The sequence below is a fragment of the Variovorax sp. PBS-H4 genome (genome assembly GCF_901827205.1).
Classification (GTDB): domain Bacteria; phylum Pseudomonadota; class Gammaproteobacteria; order Burkholderiales; family Burkholderiaceae_C; genus Variovorax.
In genome coordinates this window covers 5,618,362-5,638,010 of sequence record NZ_LR594675.1, presented here as the reverse complement: position 1 = coordinate 5,638,010, position 19,649 = coordinate 5,618,362, and the positions used below count along the sequence as shown (strand labels likewise).

The window sequence follows — 19,649 nt, the reverse complement described above, 5'->3', positions numbered from 1 at the left end:
GGCAAGCGGCTCGAAGCGCATGAACACGCTCGTCGGCCGCCGCACCACCACGTTGATGCTCGGCGTGGCGCAGACGCTCGCCTGGGCGTCCTCGTACTACCTCCCGGCGGTCCTCGCCGGGTCCATGGGAGCCGAGCTCAAGGTTTCGTCTTCCACGATCTTCGGCGCCTTCTCCGTGGCGCTGCTCGTGTCGGCTGCGACCGGGCCGTGGGCGGGGCGCGCCATCGATCGTTTCGGCGGCCGCCCGGTGCTGGTCGCGAGCAACCTGCTGTTCGCGGCAGGCCTGGCGGGGCTCGCGCTGTCGAGCCATGTGGTGCACGTCTTCGCTGCATGGGTGCTGCTCGGCGCAGGGATGGGCAGCGGGTTGTACGAAGCCGCGTTCGCGACCGCCGTGCGCTTGCACGGGCGCAATGCGCGTGGCGTCATCACCGGCATCACGCTGCTGGGGGGTCTCGCGAGCACGGTGGGATGGCCGCTGTCCGCCCTGCTCGAGGAGGTCGCCGGATGGCGGGGAGCCTGTCTGGCGTGGGCTGGCCTGCACTTGGTGCTGGGCCTGCCGCTCAATGCATTGTTGCCGCCACCACCGTCCGCGCACGCCATCCAGGCTCAGGACGGCATGGCCGAGCAGGGCCGAGCCGCGGTCCTGACCCCGGCCGAGCAGCGCCGCGCGGGCTGGATCATGGCCTACGTCTTCGCCGTGAGTTGGTTCGTCAGCACCGCTATGGCCGCGCACCTGCCGCGCTTGCTCGTTGCCGGAGGGGCGACACTGGTCCTGGCCGTGTCGATCGCAGCGCTGGTGGGCCCCGCGCAAGTGGCCGGCCGGCTGATCGAGTTCAGCCTGCTCAAACGCGCACACCCCCTGCTGTCAGCGCGGCTGGCCACGCTGGCCCATCCGCTCGGGGCCTTGTGCCTGGGCTTGTTCGGGATGCAGGCCGCCACCGCCTTCGCGGTGCTGCATGGCCTGGGCAATGGCATCCTGACCATCGCCATCGGAACGCTGCCCCTGCTGGTCTTCGGACCGCAGGGCTATGGCCAGCGGCAAGGCCTGCTGATGGTGCCTGCGCGGATCGTGCAGGCCGGTGCGCCCTTCCTGTTCGGGCTTGCGCTCGAGCGTTGGGGTGCCGGCGCGCTCTGGCTCTCCGCGGCACTCGCCTTGTCGGCATCCGCCGCGCTGCTGGCCATGAAACTGCCGCTCCCGCGGACGGCCGCCGGGCGGTCCCGAGGCCGGTGAAGGATGCCGCCGGCAGCCGCTGAATCGCCTCGCCGGCATCGGCCCATGCGCAGGAAGCATTCCCGGGGCATGACGGCTGCTTGCGCTTCCGCTATCGTCCCCAGCGCCGCGTGAAATCCTTCACGCCAACAGGAGCCCTCCATGTTCTTTGCCTCCCGCTTCCGGGCCTTCGCGGCCGCTGCGGCGCTGACCGCCGCCGCCGCCATCGCCCATGCCCAGCAGAGCCTGCCCAATGTCGTCATCCTCGCGACCGGCGGCACCATCGCCGGCGCCGGCGCGTCGGCTGCCAACAGCGCCACCTATGCCGCCGCCAAGGTGCCGGTCGACAAGCTGATCGCCGGCCTGCCCGAGATCTCCAAGGTCGCCAACGTGCGCGGCGAGCAGGTGTTCCAGATCGCCTCCGAGAGTTTCACCAACGACAACCTGATGGTGCTGGCGAAGCGCGTCTCGGCGCTTGCCAAGCAGGCCGACGTCGATGGCATCGTCGTCACCCACGGCACCGACACGCTGGAGGAGACCGCCTACTTCCTCACGCTGGTTGTGCGCACCTCCAAGCCGATCGTGGTGGTCGGCTCGATGCGCCCTGGAACCGCGCTGTCGGCCGATGGCGCGCTCAACCTGTACGACGCGGTCAACGTGGCCGCCAGCAAGGACGCGGCCGGCAAGGGCGTGCTGGTGACCATGAACGACGAGATCCAGAGCGGACGCGACGTCAGCAAGACGGTCAACATCAAGACGGAGGCCTTCAAGAGCCAGTGGGGCCCGCTGGGCATGATCGTCGAAGGCAAGAACTACTGGTTTCGCGCGCCGGTGAAGCGCCACACCATCCAGTCGGAATTCAACATCGACGAAATCACGACCCTGCCCGCGGTCGACATCGTGTACGGCTACGGCAGCGTGCCTTCCACCGCGATCGATGCGCTCGCCAAGAGCGGCGTGAAGGCGCTGGTCCACGCCGGCACCGGCAACGGCTCGGTGGCGGACCGCATCGTGCCCGTGCTGCAGAAGCTGCGCGGCGAGGGCGTGCAGATCATCCGCAGCTCGCGCGTGCCCGACGGCTTCGTGCTGCGCAACGCCGAGCAGCCCGACGACAAGTACGACTGGGTGGCGGCGCATGACCTGAAGCCGCAGAAGGCCCGCATCCTCGCGATGGTGGCCTTGACGAGGACCAACGACCCGAAGGAACTGCAAAGGATCTTCTGGGAGTATTGAACCCCGGGGCCTCCCGCTTCACGCGACGGCCGCAGCGGCGCAAGCCCTGCGGCCGTTGTCCGTCCGGCCGCTCTTAAAATGGCCGGTTCGCTGTCGAGGAATCGAACAGCCACCACCCCAAGATGCTCACCTTCCAACAAATCATTCTCAAGCTGCAGGCCTACTGGGACGCCCAGGGCTGTGCGCTGCTGCAACCTTACGACATGGAGGTGGGGGCCGGCACCTCGCACACCGCGACTTTCCTGCGCGCGCTCGGCCCCGAGCCCTGGAAGGCCGCCTATGTGCAGCCCAGCCGTCGGCCCAAGGACGGTCGATACGGCGAAAACCCCAACCGGCTGCAGCACTACTATCAGTACCAGGTCGTGCTGAAGCCGGCTCCGGCCAACATTCTCGAGCTCTACCTGGGCTCGCTCGAGGCACTGGGCTTCGATCTGAAGAAGAACGACATCCGCTTCGTCGAGGACGACTGGGAAAATCCCACGCTGGGCGCCTGGGGCCTGGGCTGGGAGGTCTGGCTCAACGGCATGGAAGTCACGCAGTTCACCTACTTCCAGCAGGTCGGCGGCATCGACTGCCGGCCCATCAGCGGTGAGATCACCTACGGCCTCGAACGCCTGGCCATGTACATCCAGGGCAAGGAAAGCATCTTCGATCTGGAATGGGCACCCGGCATCAGCTATGGGGACGTGTACCACCAGAACGAGGTCGAGCAGTCGACCTACAACTTCGAGCACAGCGACGCGGACTTCCTGTTCACCGCCTTCGCCGCGCACGAGAAGCAAGCCAAGCACCTGATGGAGCAGAAGCTCGCGCTGCCGGCGTACGAGCAAGTGCTCAAGGCGGCCCACAGCTTCAACCTGCTGGACGCGCGCGGCGCCATCAGCGTGACCGAGCGAGCGGCATATATCGGCCGCATCCGCAATCTTGCGCGCAGCGTGGCGCAGAGCTACTACGAAAGCCGTGAACGCCTCGGCTTCCCGATGGCGCCGCGCGAGTGGGTGGCCGAGATGACGAAGAAGGTGGCCTGAGCGATGAGCACCAAGAACAACCTGCTCGTCGAACTGTTCGTCGAAGAGCTGCCCCCGAAGGCACTCAAGAAGCTGGGCGATGCCTTTGCCGGCGTGCTGCGCGACCAGTTGGTGGCCCAGGGCCTGGCCGACGTGAGCTCGGTTCTGACAGCCTATGCATCCCCTCGGCGGCTGGCGGCACACATCACCAACGTCGGCGCCCAGGCCGCCGACCGCGCGGTATCGCAGAAGCTGATGCCGGTGGCCGTGGGGCTCGATGCCGCCGGCCAGCCGACGCCGGCACTGCTCAAGAAGCTGGCGTCCCTGGGCGCCGATGCGGCTGCCGTGCCGGGCCTGCGCCGCGCGATGGACGGCAAGGCCGAGGCCCTGTTCTTCGACAGCAGCGCCAAGGGCGCGACGCTGGCCGAAGGGCTGCAGAAGGCGCTGGCCGAAGCCATCGCGAAGCTGCCCATCCCCAAGGTCATGAGCTACCAGCTCGAAGCCGGCAGCGCGCTGCCCGGCTGGACCAGCGTGAGCTTCGTGCGTCCGGCGCACGGGCTCGTCGCACTGCATGGCGATGGCGTGGTACCGGTCGAAGCGTTGGGCCTCCGGGCCGGGCGCGAGACCCATGGCCATCGTTTCGAGGCCCAGCGCGACCCGATCGTGCTGCGCGATGCCAACAGCTATGCGGTGCAGCTGGAGGAAGAAGGCGCCGTGATCGCCGGCTTCGAGACGCGCCGCTTCGAGATCGCGCGCCAGCTGGCCGAGGCCGCACTGTCGGCGGGCGTCGGCATGCAGCCGATCCACGACGAGGCGCTGCTCGACGAGGTCACCGCACTGGTCGAGCGCCCCAACGTGCTGGTCTGCGAGTTCGAGCGCGAGTTCCTCGGCGTGCCCCAGGAATGCCTCATCCTCACGATGAAGGCCAATCAGAAGTACTTTCCGCTCCTCGATGCCGCCGGGCGACTCACCCACAAGTTCCTGGTGGTCAGCAACATCCGGCCGGCCGACGCCAGCGCGGTGGTCGGAGGCAATGAGCGCGTGGTGCGTCCGCGCCTGGCCGATGCCAAATTCTTCTTCGACCAGGACCGCAAGAAGTCGCTCGCTTCGCGCGTCGAGTCGCTGGGCAAGGTGATCTATCACAACAAGCTCGGTACGCAGGGCGAGCGCGTCGGGCGCGTGATGCGCATCGCGCACGCCATCGGTGAGCAGCTGGGCGCGGCGTCGAGCGACCCGACGCTGGCCCCCCGGGCCGTGCAGGCGGCCCAGCTCGCCAAGGCCGACCTGGTGACCGACATGGTCGGTGAGTTCCCCGAGCTGCAGGGTGTCATGGGCCGGTACTACGCGCTGCACGACGGTCTCGACCCTGCCGTCGCCGATGCGATCGAGGACCACTACAAGCCCCGCTTCGCCGGCGACGCGTTGCCGCGTGGCCCGGTCGGCATCGTGGCCGCACTGGCCGACAAGCTCGAGACGCTGGTGGGCATGTTCGGCATCGGCAACCTGCCGACCGGCGACCGCGACCCGTTCGCGCTGCGCCGCCATGCGCTGGGTGTGATCCGCATGCTGACCGAACGTCACCTGCCGCTCGACCTGCGCAAGCTGATCGTGCAGGCCTATGCGGCCTTCAACGCGCCCAAGGCCGCCGACCATCCACTGACCGATCCGACCCTCGCACTCGAAGCCTTCATCTACGACCGCCTGGCCGGAAGCCTGCGCGAGCAGGGCGCCAGCGCGCAGGAGGTCGAGGCGGTGCTGGCCCCCGCGCCGCAGCGGCTGGGCGAAGTGCCCAAGCTGCTGGCGGCCGTGCGCGCCTTCGCGGCCCTGCCCGAGGCGCCCGCGCTGGCCGCGGCCAACAAGCGCATCGGCAACATCCTCAAGAAGTCGCCCGAGGCCGATGCGCATGTGAGCGAGCTGCTGCTGAAAGAGCCCGCCGAGAAGGCGCTGCACGCCGCCATGCAGAAGGTCTTGCCCACGGCCAATGCGCAGTTCGATGCCGGCGACTACACAGCCTCGCTGCAGACACTGGCTGCGCTTCGCGGGCCGGTCGACGCCTTCTTCGATGACGTGATGGTCAACGCCGAGCAGTCCGACCTGCGGCTCAACCGGCTGGGGCTGCTGATGCTGCTGCATCGGGCCATGAACCGGGTGGCGCAGCTGGAGCGGCTGGCCGCCTGAACGATGATGAAAATCGTCATCCTCGACCGCAACGGCACGCTCAACGTGCACCGCGAGGACTTCGTCAAGAGCGACATCGAGTGGACGCCGCTGCCCGGCGCGCTCGAGGCAGTGGCGCGGCTCAACCATGCGGGATGGCACGTGGTGATCGCCTCCAACCAGTCCGGACTCGGCCGCGGGCTCTTCGACGTGGCATCCCTCAACGCCATGCACGCCAAGATGCACAAGATGCTGGCGGCCGTTGGCGGGCGCATCGATGCCGTGTTCTATTGCCCGCACAGCCCCGACGAGAACTGCGAATGCCGCAAGCCCAAGCCCGGCCTCTTCCTGCAGATCGCCGAGCGCTATGGCGTGGATCTCGCCAACGTGCCGGCTGCCGGCGACAGCCTGCGCGACATGCAGGCTGGCGCGGCCGCGGGCTGCGAGCCGCACCTGCTGCTGACCGGCATGGGCGCGGCCTGCCGCGGCGTGCCGCTGCCGCCCGAATACCCGCCGAACACGCGCGTGCACGACGACCTGGCGGCCTTCGTCGACTTCCTGCTGGAGCGCGAAGAGCGCAACGCACTCAACCTGGCCGTGTGATGTCCTTCCTCCGTTCCGTCGTCCATGCGCTGTGGATGCTCGTCACCGTGGTGCCGTGGGGAATCATCATGGTGGTCAGCTCGCTCTGGAAGCGCGGCATCCCGCTGTACTGGATGGCGGCGCGCTGGCTCGGCTGGGCGATCGGCGGTGCCCGTGTGCTGCTGGGCATCCAGACGCGCGTCACCGGCATGGAGAACCTGCCGAAGGACCAGCTCGCGGGCTGCGTCCTGCTGGTCAAGCACCAGTCGACTTTCGAGACCTTCCTGATGCCGACCTTGATGCCGCATCCGCTGGCCTATGTCTTCAAGAAGGAACTGATCTACGTGCCCTTCTTCGGCTGGGCCATGGCGCGGCTGGACATGATCCATATCGACCGCAGCCAGCGCACCCAGGCCTTCAACAAGGTGGTCGCGCAGGGCCGCGCGCTGCTGGCCCAGGGCATCTGGATCATCATGTTTCCGGAGGGCACCCGCATCCCGCGCGGGCAGCAGGGCATCTACAAGACCGGCGGCACGCGGCTGGCCTGCGAGACCGGCGTGCCGGTGGTTCCCGTTGCAGTGACCTCGGCCAAGGTCTGGCCGCGCAAGGCCTTCATCAAGCGACCCGGCGTCGTGGATGTCTCCATCGGTCCGGCGATCTCCAGCGTCGGACGCAGGCCCGACGAGCTGATGCGAGAGGTCGAGGCATGGATCGAAGGCGAGATGCGCCGGCTCGACCCCGAGGCCTACGTCTCGGCGGAGACGGTGTCGGCCTGAGGACGGGCATCATGCGCGGCTTGCTGCAGTTCACGCTCGACCTGTTCGACGCGCCGGTGCCGCCGCCGGCTCCGCCCGCGCCAGCGGAAAGTGCCGCGCCACCGGCAATCTTCCTGGCAGACGCGACAAGCCCGGCCAGCTTCATCCATCCGCGCGCCACGCGCGAGCTCACGCTGGGGAACGCACGCGTGGCCTACGAGTTCACGCGCGGCAAGCGCCGCACCATCGGGTTCATCGTGGGCGCCGAAGGCTTGACGGTGCGCGCGCCGCGCTGGGTCGCGCTGCGCGACGTCGATGCCGCGGTGAAGGAAAAGTCCGGCTGGATCTTGCGCAAGCTGGCCGAGACGCAGCAGCGCCATGCGAAGCTGGAGGCCACGCGCATCGATTGGCGCGACGGCGTGAGCTTTCCGTTCCTCGGCGAGCCGGTGGTGGTGCGTCTCGACCCGCATCACGGCTTCGAGGGCGTGGGTGCGATGCTCGACCCTGGAGTCGGCGCGCAGACGCGCACCTTGCGCCTGGCACTGGCGAACAACGCCAGCCCGGCGCAGATCCGGGATGCCGCGCAGGCCTGGCTGATGCGCCAGGCACGGCGCATCTTCACCGAGCGCCTGGACCACTTCGCGCCGCGCCTCGGCGTGTCCTGGAACAAGCTGACACTGTCGAATGCGTCGACGCGCTGGGGCAGCGCGCGGGTCGACGGCGCGATCCGCCTGCACTGGCGGCTGGTGCACTTCCGGCTCCCGGTGATCGACTACGTGGTCGCTCACGAGCTGGCCCATCTGCGGGTGATGGACCACAGTGCGCGCTTCTGGGAGACGGTAGAAACCGTGGTGCCCGACTACGACGATCTGCGGCAGCAGCTCAAGGAGCAGCCGGTTCCGAAGTGGTGAGGTCTTGTCGGCAGCGGTCGATGCCTCAGCGCGCGTGCGTCACGCCGCCATCGACGATGAGCGTCGAGCCCATCACGTAGTCACCGGCCCTGGAGGCCAGGTAGATCGCGGCGCCTGCCATGTCCTCCGGCTCGCCGATGCGCCCGGCCGGAATGCGGCCCTTGATCTCTTCGCCATGATCGCGCGCGTCCTTGTTCATGTTCGAGGCGAAGGCGCCAGGTGCGATTGCGCTGACGACGATGCGCTCCTGCGCCAGGCGCAGCGCCATGCGGCGCGTGAGCTGGATCAGGCCGGCCTTGCTCGCCGCGTACGAGTACGTTTCCTGCGGATTGACGGAGATGCCATCGATCGAGGCGATGTTGATCACCTTCGCCAGATGATCGGTGGCCGCCTTCCTGAGCATCGGCGTCAGCGCCTGGGTCAGGAAGAAGGGCGTCTTGAGATTGAGGTCCACCACCTTGTCCCAGCCGCTTTCCGGGAACTCCTCGTAGGGCGCGCCCCAGGCGGCGCCGGCGTTGTTGACGAGGATGTCCAGCGTGCTCTCGTGCCTGGCGTAGGCCTGCACCAGCGCGTGCGCGCCCTCGACGGTCGAGACGTCCGCCGGCAGCGAGATGCAGGAGCCGAACGCGGAGAGCTCCTTCGCCGTCTGGTCGCAGGCGTCGGCCTTGCGCGCCGAGATGTAGACGCGCGCGCCTTGGGCCAGGAAGCCCTCGGCGATCATGCGGCCGATACCGCGCGAGCCGCCGGTAACGAGGGCCGTGCGGCCGGCAAGAGAGAAGAGTCGGGTGGTGTCCATGCGCTGTGTCTCCTGAGGTTCAGGACAAGCTTAGTGCGTGCGGGCATTGCACGGCGTCACCTTGGCGCCAGCGGCTCCGGCGCTTCGTGTTCCAGCGCCAGGTTGTTCGAAGGCCGAGGGGTTCGCTACAAGGCGAGGGAGCGAAGGCTCTCGAAGGCGCGCGGCCGCCCGTCGAGCGGGTCGCGAAACGCCAGCGACTTGGCCAGCAACTGCAGGGGCCGGTCGAATTCGTCCGCACCTTCGGGCTGCAGCGTGGGATAGAGCGTGTCGTGGCGGATCGGCAAGCCCAGGGCGGCACAGTGCACGCGCAGCTGATGGCGGCGGCCGGTCAGCGGCGACAGGAACAGGCGGGCCCAGCCGTCGCGGACCTCCAGCAGCTCGAAGCGGGTCTCGGCATTGGGCTCGCCTTCCACTTCGCGCATGCGCATGAAATGCGTGTCGTCGATCACGCGGCTGCGGCGCACCGCGGGCAGGTCCGGCGTGCCGTGCCACGGCACGATGGCCTCGTAGCCCTTGGTGATGGCACGCGCGGCGAACAGCGCGTGGTACGCATGGCGTGTGGCCGGCTGCACCGAGAACAGCACCAGGCCGGCGGTCTCGCGGTCGATGCGGTGCAGGGGCGCGAGCTGGTCCAGGCCCAGTTTGCGCTGCAGGCGCACCAGCAGGCTCTGCTGCACATACTTGCCCACCGGTGCCACCGTCAGGAAGTGCGGCTTGTCGACGGCGAGCAGGTGCTCGTCCCGGAAGAGCACCGTCTCCTCGAATGGCACGACCCGCTCGCTGTCGAGTGAGCGGTAGTAGAAGACGTGCAGCCGCGGCTGGTACGGCCGGGTCGGCGTGACGGGGAGGCCCCGCTCGTCCACCACATCCCCCGCGCGCATTCGCGCCTCCCACTCGGTGCGCGGAATGGCGGCGAAGCGCTCGACCAGGAACTCGGCGATGGTGGTCCAGGGGCCCGGCGGCAGCGCAACACGGCTCGGCCCGACGCCATCGCGGGTGGGTAGCGGCGCGGCAGGCACGGCAGGCCTCAGACAGCGGTCAGGGCCGAGGCGATTTCCGCCAGCCGCGGCCGCGCGGCGGCCTCTGGCTGCGTGCAGCGCCTTTCGAGTTCGGCCCATCGTTCCAGCACGGCGCGGTCTGCATCGTCCTGGGCGCGGCAGCGCGAGCGCAACTCCCCGAGCAGCAGGCCGAAGGCGCGCGCCTCGATGCGTTGCAGTGCGAGCGACTGACCCGTGTTGTCCGGCGGCAGAAAGGATGCGGCGCCGAAGTCGCCCAGCAGGCCGTTGCCCTCGCCGTCCCAGAGGATGTTGTGGGCGTAGACGTCGCCATGCACGATGCCGTGCGCGTGCAACTGCGCGACGGCCGAAGCGATTCCGCGGGCCAGCCGCCGGGCCGCGGTTACTGGCCAGCTGGCGTCATCGGCATAGACGTCACGCGTGCAGGACTCCAGGCTGGGTGGGCCGGCCAGATTGCGGAAGCGCGGGTCCACCAGCGCCAGCACCAGGCCGGTTGCGCCTTCAGGGGGGGCCAGGATCCGGCCCTCGACTGCGATCAGGTTCGGATGCGCACCGGCGGCGATGCAGGCGGCCATCTCGCTGTGCGGCCAGCCGTCGCTGGTCACCTCGCCCTTGAACAGCTTCACGGCGACGGGCCGAATGCTGCCGTCTGCCTGGGTCCAGTCGGCGCTGTGGATCACGCCGGAGGCGCCTTCACCCAGCTTGTCGCGCGGCGACAGGCACCGCCAGTCGACTGCCGGGATGGCTGCAGCCTCCGCAGCGGCGGTTTCCGCCCGGTCCGCAAAGGGGTTGCCTGCAAAGGCCAGCCAAGCGAGCCGGGGCAGGGCAGGCAGCCAGTCCGGCAGGGCCTCGAGTCGATTGGCCGAGATGCGCAGCAGTTCCAGCGCGCGGCAGCCGGCCAGTTCGGCCGGGAGGCTCTCGAGGCGATTGCCGGCCAGCATCAGCTTCTGCAACCGGGTGCAGCGGCCGATCGTCCGCGGCAGCGCATCGATCTCGTTGTCGGTCAGGATCAGCCAGCGCAGCGCGGGCGGCAGCGCCTCGGGCGGCACCGTGCGGATGCGGTTGGCCTTGAAGCCGATCATGTCGAGGCTGCCGCACCGGCCCAGCGCGGTGGGCAGTTCGGTAAAGCGGTTGTCGGAGCAGAAGAGCACGCGCAGCCGGTGCAGCCGGCCAAGATCTTCGGGCAGCGCCGACAGTGCATTGCCTGAGAGGTCGAGCTCCTCGAGCGTATCGGCCAGCGCGAAGATCTCGCGCGGGAACTCGGTGAGGCCGCAGCGCAAGGCAAGGCGTCGCGCCCCCGCCAGCTGGCCGCTGCGAAGCCGCTCCAATGGGGTGGTTGGCGTCGCTTCGCTTTCCGCCGCCGTGCGACCGCCCTCGGGCGGCCGGCCAGCGGTCATGACAACACGCCGAAGCGCCAGACGCCGTCCTCGTCCTTGCGTCGCTGCAACTGTCCCTCGAACCACAGCAGGTGCAGGTGCGCCACGGTCTCGCCCAGGGCGAAGGTGGTCTGGTGCACGTCGAGTGCGCGCTTGAACAGGACCGGCAGGCCCTCGGCCGCGCTGAGCGGCCGCGCCGCGCACGCCTCCAGCAGCTCGGCCAGGCGGTCGCGGTGGTGGTCCTGCAGCTGCTTCACGCGCTGGTGGATGCCGGTGAATGGCTTGCCATGCGAAGGCAGGCCCAGCGCATTCGCCGGCAGTTCGTTGAAACGCTCGATGCTGTCGAGGAACAGGCGCAGCGGGTTGGCTTCCGGCTCCCCTGCGTGCACGCTCACATTGGTGGAGATGCGCGGCAGCATCATGTCGCCGCCCAGCAGCGCATTGAGCTCCTCGCAATACAGCGAGATGTGCTCCGGCGCGTGCCCGTAGCCGCTGATGCAGCGCCAGGCGCGCCCCCCGATGCGGACCGTGTCGCCGTCGAGCATCCGAACGAAGTTCGCCGGCACCGAGGGCACCATGTCCGCGTAGTAGCTGGTGCGGCCGCGGATGACCGCCAGCGCCTTGGCATCGGCCATGCCGTGCGAAACGAAGAAGTCCGCTGCCGCATCTCCGCCGGCCAGCGTGTCGCCGTTGCTGGTGAGCACGCGCGCGACGTGATAGTCGGTCGAGCTGATCCACAGGGGCGCGTTCCAGCGCTTGCAAAGCCAATCGGCCAGGCCGATGTGGTCGGGGTGCATGTGCGTGACGATCACGCGCAGGATCGGCAGGCCCTCGAGCTCATTCGCGAAGATCTGCTCCCACTGCGCGCGCGATGCCTCGTGCGCGATGCAGCAGTCCACCACCGTCCAGCCCTCAGTGCCGTCGATGCTGTCGCGCAGCAGCCAGAGGTTGATGTGGTCGAGCGCGAAGGGGAGCGCCATGCGCAGCCAGCGCACGCCCGGCGCCACTTCGAAGGTCCGGCCCGGTTCGGGCAGCGTGTCGCCGTGAGGGTAGTGGAGTTCGCGTTCGAGCAAGTTCATGTAGGATTGACGTTAACGTAAACGTCATGGGGAAGACCCATCATTGTAGGTAGTCAGGCCCGAAGCTGCTGTCGCCTGCGCAATTGACCCACCGATGTCCTCGCAGACCTTCACCATCGGCGAACTCGCCCGCGAATTCGACCTCACCACGCGTGCGATCCGTTTCTATGAGGACATGGGTCTGCTCGCCCCCGAGCGCGCCGGCCAGCAGCGCGTCTACACCGCGCGCGACAGGACGCGGCTGGGGCTCACGCTGCGTGCCAAGCGCCTCGGCCTGAAACTCAACGAGGTGAAGGAAATCCTCGACATGTACGACAGCCCGCGCGACACCGTGCCGCAGCTACAGCGTTTCCTCGGCGTGCTCGGCAGTCATCGCACCCAGCTCGAGGCACAAATGGAGGAATTGCAGGCCAACCTGGCCGAAATCCGCGCGCAGGAGAAGCAGGCCCGTGCCGCCCTGACCCGCGCGTCCAAGCCGAAGGCCCGTTGAGGCCCCATCATCGTCCCTCACTCACCAAGCACGACCCATGGAAAACGACACGCCCGACAACCTGGAGGATCTCTTCGCCCACAACCGTTCGTGGGCAGCGCGCATGGAACGGGATCGTCCCGGCTTCTTCACCAGCCTGGTGAAGCAGCAGACGCCCAAGTACATGTGGATCGGCTGCTCTGACAGCCGCGTGCCCGCCAACCAGATCACCGGGCTGGAGCCGGGCGAGGTGTTCGTGCATCGCAACGTCGCCAACATCGTCGTGCATTCCGACCTCAACGCGCTGTCGGCGATCCAGTTCGCCGTCGAACGGCTCAAGGTCCAGCACATCATGGTGGTGGGCCACTATGGTTGCGGCGGCGTCCAGGCGGCGCTCGACAGCGCGCGCATCGGCCTCGCCGACAACTGGATCCGTCATATCCAGGACGTGCGCGACCGCCATCGCGTGCTGCTCAATTCCCTGCCCGAAGAACTGCGTGCCGACGCGCTGTGCGAACTCAACGTGACGGAGCAGGTGGTCAACGTCGCCGTCAGCACCGTGATGGAGGATGCGTGGAGCCGCAAGCAATCCGTCTCCATTCACGGCTGGGCTTTCGGCGTGCACGACGGCCTGCTGCAGGACCTCGGCATGACGCTCGATGGCGTCAAGCCCATCGAGGCTTTGTACAAGGCGGCCGTCCAGCGCATCCGCTACAAGTGGAGCAAGCGGGCCGAGAAGCCGCAGGTCGATGTCGACCCGGCGCAAGCTGAGCCGTGAACGCATGTTTCCCCAGCGCCTCGATTCCCCGCTCGCCTACGACATCGCCAAAGCGATGCGCGACGGCTTCGACCGCCACTACCGGCTGTTTCGGGCCGAATCGGCGCGCGCCAAGCACCGCTTCGAGACGGCCGACTGGCACGGCCAGCAGCGGGCCCAGCGCGAGCGCATCGAGTTCTACGACCTGCGCGTGAGCGAGGCGGTGGCCCGGCTCGAGAAAGAGTTCAAGGCCGGCGAGCAGCCCATGGATGTCTGGCACCAGGTCAAGCTGCACTTCATCGGCCTCCTGGTCGACCACCACCAGCCGGAGCTGGCCGAGACCTTCTTCAACTCGGTCACCACCAAGATCCTGCACCGCGCCTACTTCCAGAACGACTTCATTTTCGTGCGGCCGGCCATCAGCACCGAGTACATCGAGGCGCGCGGCGCGCCGACGTACCGCGCCTACTACCCCGAGCAGCACACGCTGGCCGATACGGTGCGCGGGCTGCTCGAGGACTATGCGCTGCAGGGCCGCTTTGCCGATATCCAGCGCGATGCCGAGCGCGTGGCGGCAGCCATCCTCGGGCGCTTTCACCAGGTCAAGCTGCGCGCAAACTTCCAGCTGCAGGTGCTGTCCGGCCTGTTCTACCGCAACAAGGGCGCGTACGTGGTGGGAAAGATCATGAACGGCTTCATCGAGCTGCCCTTCGCGCTGCCGATCCTGCATGACCGCGCCGGCAAGTTCTACATCGACGCTGCGCTCTTCGGCGAGGAAGACCTGCAGATGCTCTTCAGCTTTGCGCGGGCCTACTTCATGGTCGACATGGAGGTGCCTTCGGCCTTCGTGCAGTTCCTGCGCTCGCTGATGCCGCGCAAGCCGCGCGCCGAGATCTACAACGCCCTCGGGCTGGCAAAGCAGGGCAAGACGCTTTTCTACCGCGACTTCCTCTATCACCTGAACTACTCGACCGACCGGTTCCGCATCGCGCCCGGGATCAAGGGCATGGTGATGCTCGTGTTCGACCTGCCCTCCTTCCCCTACGTGTTCAAGGTCATCAAGGACTTCTACCCGCCGCAGAAGGACACCACGCGCGAGCAGATCAAGGGCAAGTACATGCTGGTGAAGCAGCACGATCGCGTGGGCCGGATGGCCGACACGCTCGAGTACAGCGATGTCGGCTTTCCGCTGGACCGCTTCGAGCCCGAGCTGATCGAGGAGATCAGGCAGTTCGCGCCCAGCCAGCTCGAGATCGGCGACCGCGACGGCAATGGGGAAATGGAGCTGGTGCTCAAGCATGTCTACATCGAGCGCCGCATGATCCCGCTCAACATCTATCTGCAGGAGGCCTTCGACCAGCTCGAGCATCCGGAGCACGCCCAGCGGGCGGGCAAGCAGCTGGAGCACGCGGTCGTCGAATACGGCAATGCCATCAAGGACATGGTCGCTGCCAACATCTTTCCCGGCGACATGCTGTGGAAGAACTTCGGCGTCGCGCGCGGCGGCAAGGTGGTGTTCTACGACTACGACGAGATCGAGTACCTCACCGAGTGCAACTTCCGCCGCGTGCCGGAAGCTCGCACCGAGGAGGACGAGATGAGCGGCGAGGTCTGGTACTCGGTCGGGCCGAAGGACGTGTTCCCCGAGACCTTCGGCCCCTTCCTGCTCGGCAACGAAGCGGTGCGCGAGGCCTTCATGGCCCACCACGCCGACCTGCTCGACGCGGCCTTCTGGCAGAGCCACAAGGAGCGCATCCAGGCCGGGCAGATGCTGGACGTTTTTCCCTACGACGAGGCGCAGCGCTTTCAGCACGATGGCCATGCGCCTTACTTCTGAATCGAGTTAGGGCGCCCTGCAGCCCGCTTGTCTTACAACTTCACAAGGAGCACTTCATGTCCGAATCTATCGTGATCGTCGGCGCCGCGCGCACCCCCATGGGCGGCTTCCAGGGCGACTTTTCTTCTCTTGCCGCGCACGACCTGGGCGGCGTGGCCATCAAGGCCGCCGTCGAGCGTTCAGGCATTGCGCCCGACGTAGTCGGCGAGGTGCTGTTCGGCAACTGCCTGATGGCCGGCCAGGGCCAGGCGCCGGCCCGGCAGGCGGCCTACAAGGGCGGCCTGCCCGACAGCGCGGGGGCCGTGACCCTCAGCAAGATGTGCGGCTCGGCCATGAAGGCGGCGATGCTTGCGCACGACCTGCTGCTGGCCGGAACGCACGACGTGATGGTGGCCGGCGGCATGGAGAGCATGACCAACGCGCCCTACCTGATGCTCAAGGGCCGCGGCGGATACCGCATGGGCCACGACCGCATCTTCGACCACATGATGCTCGACGGACTGGAGGACGCCTACCAGCCCGGCCGCTCGATGGGGACCTTCGGCGAGGACTGCGCGGCCAAGTACAAGTTCACCCGCCAGCAGCAGGACGAGTTCGCGATCGCCAGCGTGGAGCGCGCCAAGGCCGCCACCACATCGGGTGCTTTCAAGGCCGAGATCGCGCCGGTGCTGGTCAAGGGCCGCGGCGGCGACACCTTGATCGAGATCGACGAGGGCCCGGGCAAGGTCAAGCTGGACAAGATCCCCACCCTCAAGCCGGCCTTCAAGAAGGACGGCGGCACCATCACCGCCGCCTCCAGCTCCTCGATCAACGACGGCGCCGCGGCGCTGGTCATGATGACCGAGAGCACGGCCAGGAAGCTGGGCGCCAAGCCCATTGCCCGCATCCTCGGCCACGCCACCCATGCCCAGCAGCCGGAGTGGTTCTCGACCGCGCCGGTGGGCGCCGTCGCCAAGCTCTTCAAGAAGACGGGCTGGGGCGTGAAGGACGTCGACCTCTGGGAGGTCAACGAGGCTTTCGCGGTGGTGCCGATGGCGCTGATGCATGAACTCGACGTCTCGCACGCGCTCGTCAACGTGCATGGCGGTGCCTGCGCGCTGGGCCATCCGATCGGCGCCAGCGGCGCGCGCATCATGGTCACGCTGATCCATGCGCTTCAGCAAAAGGGCAAGAAGCGCGGCGTTGCCACGCTCTGCATCGGCGGTGGCGAGGGCACGGCGGTCGCGCTCGAGCTGGTCTGAAGCCGGCCGGCACGATAACTGCAGTTGCAGCGCCGCGACGGCGCTGCGCGTCGGCCATGATCGTCTTCGCGCAGCGTGCAACCTTTTCAATACGGAGCCCTTTCAATGCCCTCACCGATCTCGCAGGCCCAGTTCAGGAAGCTTCGCCTGCTGCTGGGCCAGGGGCGGGTCGGCTCCGTCTACAGCTACCTGGCCGATCACGGTTACTACTATGCATGCTGGGCCGCCGGCGAGATCGGCGGCGGTTCCGCGTCCGAGCTTCGGCTTGCAACGGTGCCGGGCGTGCGGCTGGAGACGGCGCAACGCCTGCACGCCGGCGAGCTGACGCAGATCCGGCTGGCCATGGCTTGCGGCTATCTCGACAGCCTTGGCCTGCAGTTCGACAAGGGCCCGCTGATCATGCGCGACGTCACCGCGGAAGAGACCGCGGAGTTTCATGGCGAGGTCTTCCGCATTCATTTCCTGGGCCTTGGCGACTGGTCGCTTCGCATGCCTTTCGAGCAGCAGGAGAAGGCCGGCGGCCTCGAGGCCGTCGAACGCTACTGGCAAGGCGTGCTGCGCACGGCGGCACAGCTGAACGCGCGCGCCATCGCCAAGGCCGCTGCTGCCTTGCTGGCGGCCTGAATCACCGCGCCGGCACTGACACTTTTGGGCCGCTTTCGGGGCGCACGGTGACATTTCGTGGCCGACGGCGTGCGCCTGCCGGGCAAGCCAGAGCGCTCCCTAGAATAATCATTCCCCAACTTTTCGAGCCTTCGTCATGCAATCGGCCTTTCATCGCCATGCGCTCACTGCGCTGCTCGCCTGTGCTTTTCTCCCGCCGGCTGCCTGGAGCCAGGGGCGCGACGACGGCCTGTTCAGTGCCGCCGCCGCCGAGCAGCCTGCGGTTGTCAAGACGCTGGAGCGGCTGGTCAACATCGAGACCGGCACCGGCGATGCCGAAGGCTTGGCTGCAGCCGGCAAGATGCTGGAGGACGAGCTCAAGACCCTGGGCTTCACCGTCACGCGCAGCAAGTCGGCCGGCATCGTCGTGGGCGACAACATCGTCGGCAAGCTCAAGGGCAAGGGCGGCAAGAACATCCTGCTGTTGTCGCACATGGACACCGTGTACCTGAAGGGCATCCTGGCCAAGGCGCCGTTCCGCGTCGAAGGCAACAAGGCCTACGGCCCGGGCATCGCCGACGACAAGGGCGGCAACGCGGTGATCCTGCACACGCTCAAGCTCCTGAAGGCACGGGGCTTCGAGGATTTCGGCACGATCACCGTGCTGTTCAACACCGACGAGGAAAAAGGTTCCTTCGGTTCGCGCGACCTGATCCAGGAAGAGGCGAAAGCCAGCGACTACGTGCTGTCCTTCGAGCCCACCGGCGCCGAGTCCGAGAAGTTGTCGCTGGGCACCTCGGGCATCGCCTATGTGCAGGTCAACATCAAGGGCAAGGCATCGCACGCCGGCGCGGCCCCCGAACTCGGCGTCAACGCCCTGGTCGAGGCTTCCGACCTGGTGCTGCGCACCCTGGACCTCGACGACAAGTCCAAGCAGTTGCGCTTCAACTGGACCATCGCCAAGGCAGGCGCCGTGTCCAACATCATCCCTGACAGCGCGAGCCTGAACGCCGACGTGCGCTATGCACGCAACGAAGACTTCGAGGCGGCGATGAAGACGCTGGAAGAACGCGCCCAGAAGAAGAAGCTCAAGGATGCGGAGGTCAAGGTGCTGGTCACCCGTGGACGACCGGCATTCAATGCGGGCGAAGGCGGCAAGAAGCTGGTGGACAAGGCGGTTGCCTACTACAAGGAGGCCGGCGGCACGCTGGGCATCGAGGAGCGCACCGGCGGCGGCACCGATGCCGCCTATGCCGCGCTCTCGGGCAAGCCGGTGATCGAGAGCCTGGGGCTGCCCGGCTTCGGCTACCACAGCGATTCGGCCGAGTACGTGATGATCGACGCCATCCCGCGCCGCCTGTACATGGCCAGCAAGCTGATCATGGACCTCGGCGCGTCGAAATAACTACCGGCAAGGAGCCCCATGCTGCTGACTCCCGACCAGGAAGCGATCCGCGACGCGGTGCGCACCTTCGCCCAGGCCGAGCTCTGGCCCAACGCGCCACGCTGGGACCGCGAGCACCTCTTTCCGAAGGAAGCCCACGCCGGCCTTGCGGCACTGGGCGCCTACGGCATCTGCGTGCCCGAAGACGACGGCGGCGCCGGCCTCGACTACCTGACGCTCGCCCTCGTGCTGGAGGAGATCGCAGCAGGCGATGGCGGCACCAGCACCGCCATCAGCGTCACCAACTGCCCGGTCAATGCCATCCTCATGCGCTACGGCAACGCGGCGCAGAAAAAGAAGTGGCTGCAGCCGCTGGCCCAGGGCCGGATGCTCGGCGCCTTCTGCCTGACCGAGCCGCAGGCCGGCAGCGATGCTTCCTCGCTGCGCACCACCGCGCGCAAGGACGCGGACGGCTGGGTGATCGACGGCGTCAAGCAGTTCATCACCAGCGGCAAGAACGGCCAGGTCGCGATCGTGATCGCCGTCACCGACAAGGGTGCGGGCAAGCGCGGGATGAGCGCCTTCATCGTGCCCACCGACGCGCCCGGCTACACCGCGGCGCGGCTGGAGGACAAGCTCGGCCAGCATTCGAGCGACACCGCGCAGGTCAACTTCGATGGCTGCCGCGTTCCGCCCGAGAACCTGATCGGCCAGGAAGGCGAGGGCTACAAGATCGCCCTCAGCGCGCTCGAGGGTGGGCGCATCGGCATCGCGGCGCAGAGCGTGGGCATGGCGCGAAGTGCATTCGAGGTCGCCCTTGCCTACGCCAAGGAGCGCCAAGCCTTCGGTGGCCCCATCTTCGAACAGCAGGCCGTGGGCTTCAGGCTTGCAGACTGTGCGACGCAGCTAGAGGCGGCGCGCCAGCTGATCTGGCATGCGGCCAGCCTGCGCGATGCCGGCCTGCCCTGCCTGAAGGAGGCCGCGATGGCCAAGCTGTTCGCCAGCGAAATGGCCGAGCGTGTCTGCAGCGCAGCCCTTCAGACGCTGGGCGGCTATGGCTACGTCAACGACTTTCCGCTGGAGCGGATCTACCGAGACGTGCGCGTGTGCCAGATCTACGAAGGCACGTCGGACATCCAGAAGCTGCTGATCCAGCGAGCGCTGGCCTGAATCGCCGTTGCGGCTGGCTGCCGTCATCGAGACGGATGACAGACAAGCGCGACGCGACGGGGCACC

At 67.7% G+C, this 19,649-nt stretch carries 18 protein-coding genes; 14 read left to right on the top strand and 4 right to left on the bottom strand.

Annotated features, from left to right (window positions below; genetic code table 11):
• Positions 1–19: 19 nt before the first annotated feature.
• From E5CHR_RS26945 to E5CHR_RS26915, 7 genes are all read left to right on the top strand, one after another.
• Positions 20–1,231 (top strand): MFS transporter, encoded by a 1,212-nt coding sequence (locus E5CHR_RS26945; RefSeq protein WP_162582828.1) that lies wholly within the window; start codon positions 20–22, stop codon positions 1,229–1,231.
• A 141-nt stretch (positions 1,232–1,372) separates the two neighbouring features.
• Positions 1,373–2,443 carry a type II asparaginase gene (locus E5CHR_RS26940; RefSeq protein ID WP_162582826.1) on the top strand — a complete coding sequence of 357 codons (1,071 nt, stop codon included), beginning with the start codon at positions 1,373–1,375 and terminating at the stop codon, positions 2,441–2,443.
• 122 nt (positions 2,444–2,565) lie between these two features.
• Positions 2,566–3,471, top strand: a complete 906-nt coding sequence (gene glyQ, locus E5CHR_RS26935) for a glycine--tRNA ligase subunit alpha (protein ID WP_162582824.1) — start codon at positions 2,566–2,568, stop codon at positions 3,469–3,471.
• 3 nt (positions 3,472–3,474) lie between these two features.
• Entirely contained in the window at positions 3,475–5,628 is a 2,154-nt protein-coding gene (glyS, locus tag E5CHR_RS26930) for a glycine--tRNA ligase subunit beta (protein WP_162582823.1), read from the top strand.
• 6 nt (positions 5,629–5,634) lie between these two features.
• Complete coding sequence (gene gmhB, locus E5CHR_RS26925; RefSeq protein ID WP_162582821.1) at positions 5,635–6,210, top strand: D-glycero-beta-D-manno-heptose 1,7-bisphosphate 7-phosphatase; 576 nt, start codon at positions 5,635–5,637, stop codon at positions 6,208–6,210.
• On the top strand, positions 6,210–6,965 hold the full coding sequence (locus E5CHR_RS26920; protein WP_162582819.1) for a lysophospholipid acyltransferase family protein: 756 nt from the start codon (positions 6,210–6,212) through the stop codon (positions 6,963–6,965). Before gmhB ends, E5CHR_RS26920 begins: the two co-directional genes overlap by 1 nt.
• 11 nt (positions 6,966–6,976) lie before the next feature.
• Positions 6,977–7,855 carry a M48 family metallopeptidase gene (locus E5CHR_RS26915; RefSeq protein ID WP_162582817.1) on the top strand — a complete coding sequence of 293 codons (879 nt, stop codon included), beginning with the start codon at positions 6,977–6,979 and terminating at the stop codon, positions 7,853–7,855.
• A gap of 25 nt (positions 7,856–7,880) precedes the next feature.
• Here E5CHR_RS26915 and E5CHR_RS26910 read toward each other — a convergent pair whose 3' ends face one another.
• The 4 genes from E5CHR_RS26910 to E5CHR_RS26895 all read right to left on the bottom strand — a co-directional run bounded on the left by E5CHR_RS26910 (position 7,881) and on the right by E5CHR_RS26895 (position 12,122).
• Complete coding sequence (locus tag E5CHR_RS26910) at positions 7,881–8,651, bottom strand: SDR family oxidoreductase (protein WP_162582815.1); 771 nt, start codon at positions 8,649–8,651, stop codon at positions 7,881–7,883.
• A 125-nt stretch (positions 8,652–8,776) separates the two neighbouring features.
• Positions 8,777–9,670: a pseudouridine synthase gene (locus E5CHR_RS26905; RefSeq protein ID WP_232062203.1), complete on the bottom strand. Its 894-nt coding sequence runs from the start codon at positions 9,668–9,670 to the stop codon at positions 8,777–8,779.
• 8 nt (positions 9,671–9,678) lie between these two features.
• Positions 9,679–11,064, bottom strand: coding sequence for a leucine-rich repeat-containing protein kinase family protein (locus E5CHR_RS26900; RefSeq protein ID WP_162582812.1), 1,386 nt, complete (start codon positions 11,062–11,064; stop codon positions 9,679–9,681).
• A complete protein-coding gene (locus E5CHR_RS26895; RefSeq protein ID WP_162582810.1) occupies positions 11,061–12,122 on the bottom strand; it encodes an MBL fold metallo-hydrolase in 1,062 nt (353 codons plus the stop codon). Before E5CHR_RS26895 ends, E5CHR_RS26900 begins: the two co-directional genes overlap by 4 nt.
• 94 nt (positions 12,123–12,216) lie before the next feature.
• On the opposite strand from E5CHR_RS26895, the gene E5CHR_RS26890 reads away from it, so the two are divergent.
• From E5CHR_RS26890 to E5CHR_RS26860, 7 genes are all read left to right on the top strand, one after another.
• A complete protein-coding gene (locus E5CHR_RS26890) occupies positions 12,217–12,612 on the top strand; it encodes a MerR family transcriptional regulator (RefSeq protein WP_162582808.1) in 396 nt (131 codons plus the stop codon).
• Between the two features lie 37 nt (positions 12,613–12,649).
• Positions 12,650–13,369 carry a carbonate dehydratase gene (gene can / locus E5CHR_RS26885; RefSeq protein ID WP_162582806.1) on the top strand — a complete coding sequence of 240 codons (720 nt, stop codon included), beginning with the start codon at positions 12,650–12,652 and terminating at the stop codon, positions 13,367–13,369.
• A gap of 4 nt (positions 13,370–13,373) precedes the next feature.
• Positions 13,374–15,185 carry a bifunctional isocitrate dehydrogenase kinase/phosphatase gene (aceK, locus tag E5CHR_RS26880; protein WP_162583922.1) on the top strand — a complete coding sequence of 604 codons (1,812 nt, stop codon included), beginning with the start codon at positions 13,374–13,376 and terminating at the stop codon, positions 15,183–15,185.
• A 56-nt stretch (positions 15,186–15,241) separates the two neighbouring features.
• Positions 15,242–16,426, top strand: a complete 1,185-nt coding sequence (locus tag E5CHR_RS26875) for an acetyl-CoA C-acyltransferase (RefSeq protein ID WP_162582804.1) — start codon at positions 15,242–15,244, stop codon at positions 16,424–16,426.
• Between the two features lie 105 nt (positions 16,427–16,531).
• A complete protein-coding gene (locus E5CHR_RS26870; protein ID WP_162582802.1) occupies positions 16,532–17,050 on the top strand; it encodes a hypothetical protein in 519 nt (172 codons plus the stop codon).
• A 136-nt stretch (positions 17,051–17,186) separates the two neighbouring features.
• Entirely contained in the window at positions 17,187–18,434 is a 1,248-nt protein-coding gene (locus tag E5CHR_RS26865; protein ID WP_162582800.1) for a glutamate carboxypeptidase, read from the top strand.
• Between the two features lie 18 nt (positions 18,435–18,452).
• Positions 18,453–19,583, top strand: coding sequence for an acyl-CoA dehydrogenase family protein (locus tag E5CHR_RS26860; protein ID WP_162582798.1), 1,131 nt, complete (start codon positions 18,453–18,455; stop codon positions 19,581–19,583).
• Positions 19,584–19,649: the final 66 nt, after the last annotated feature.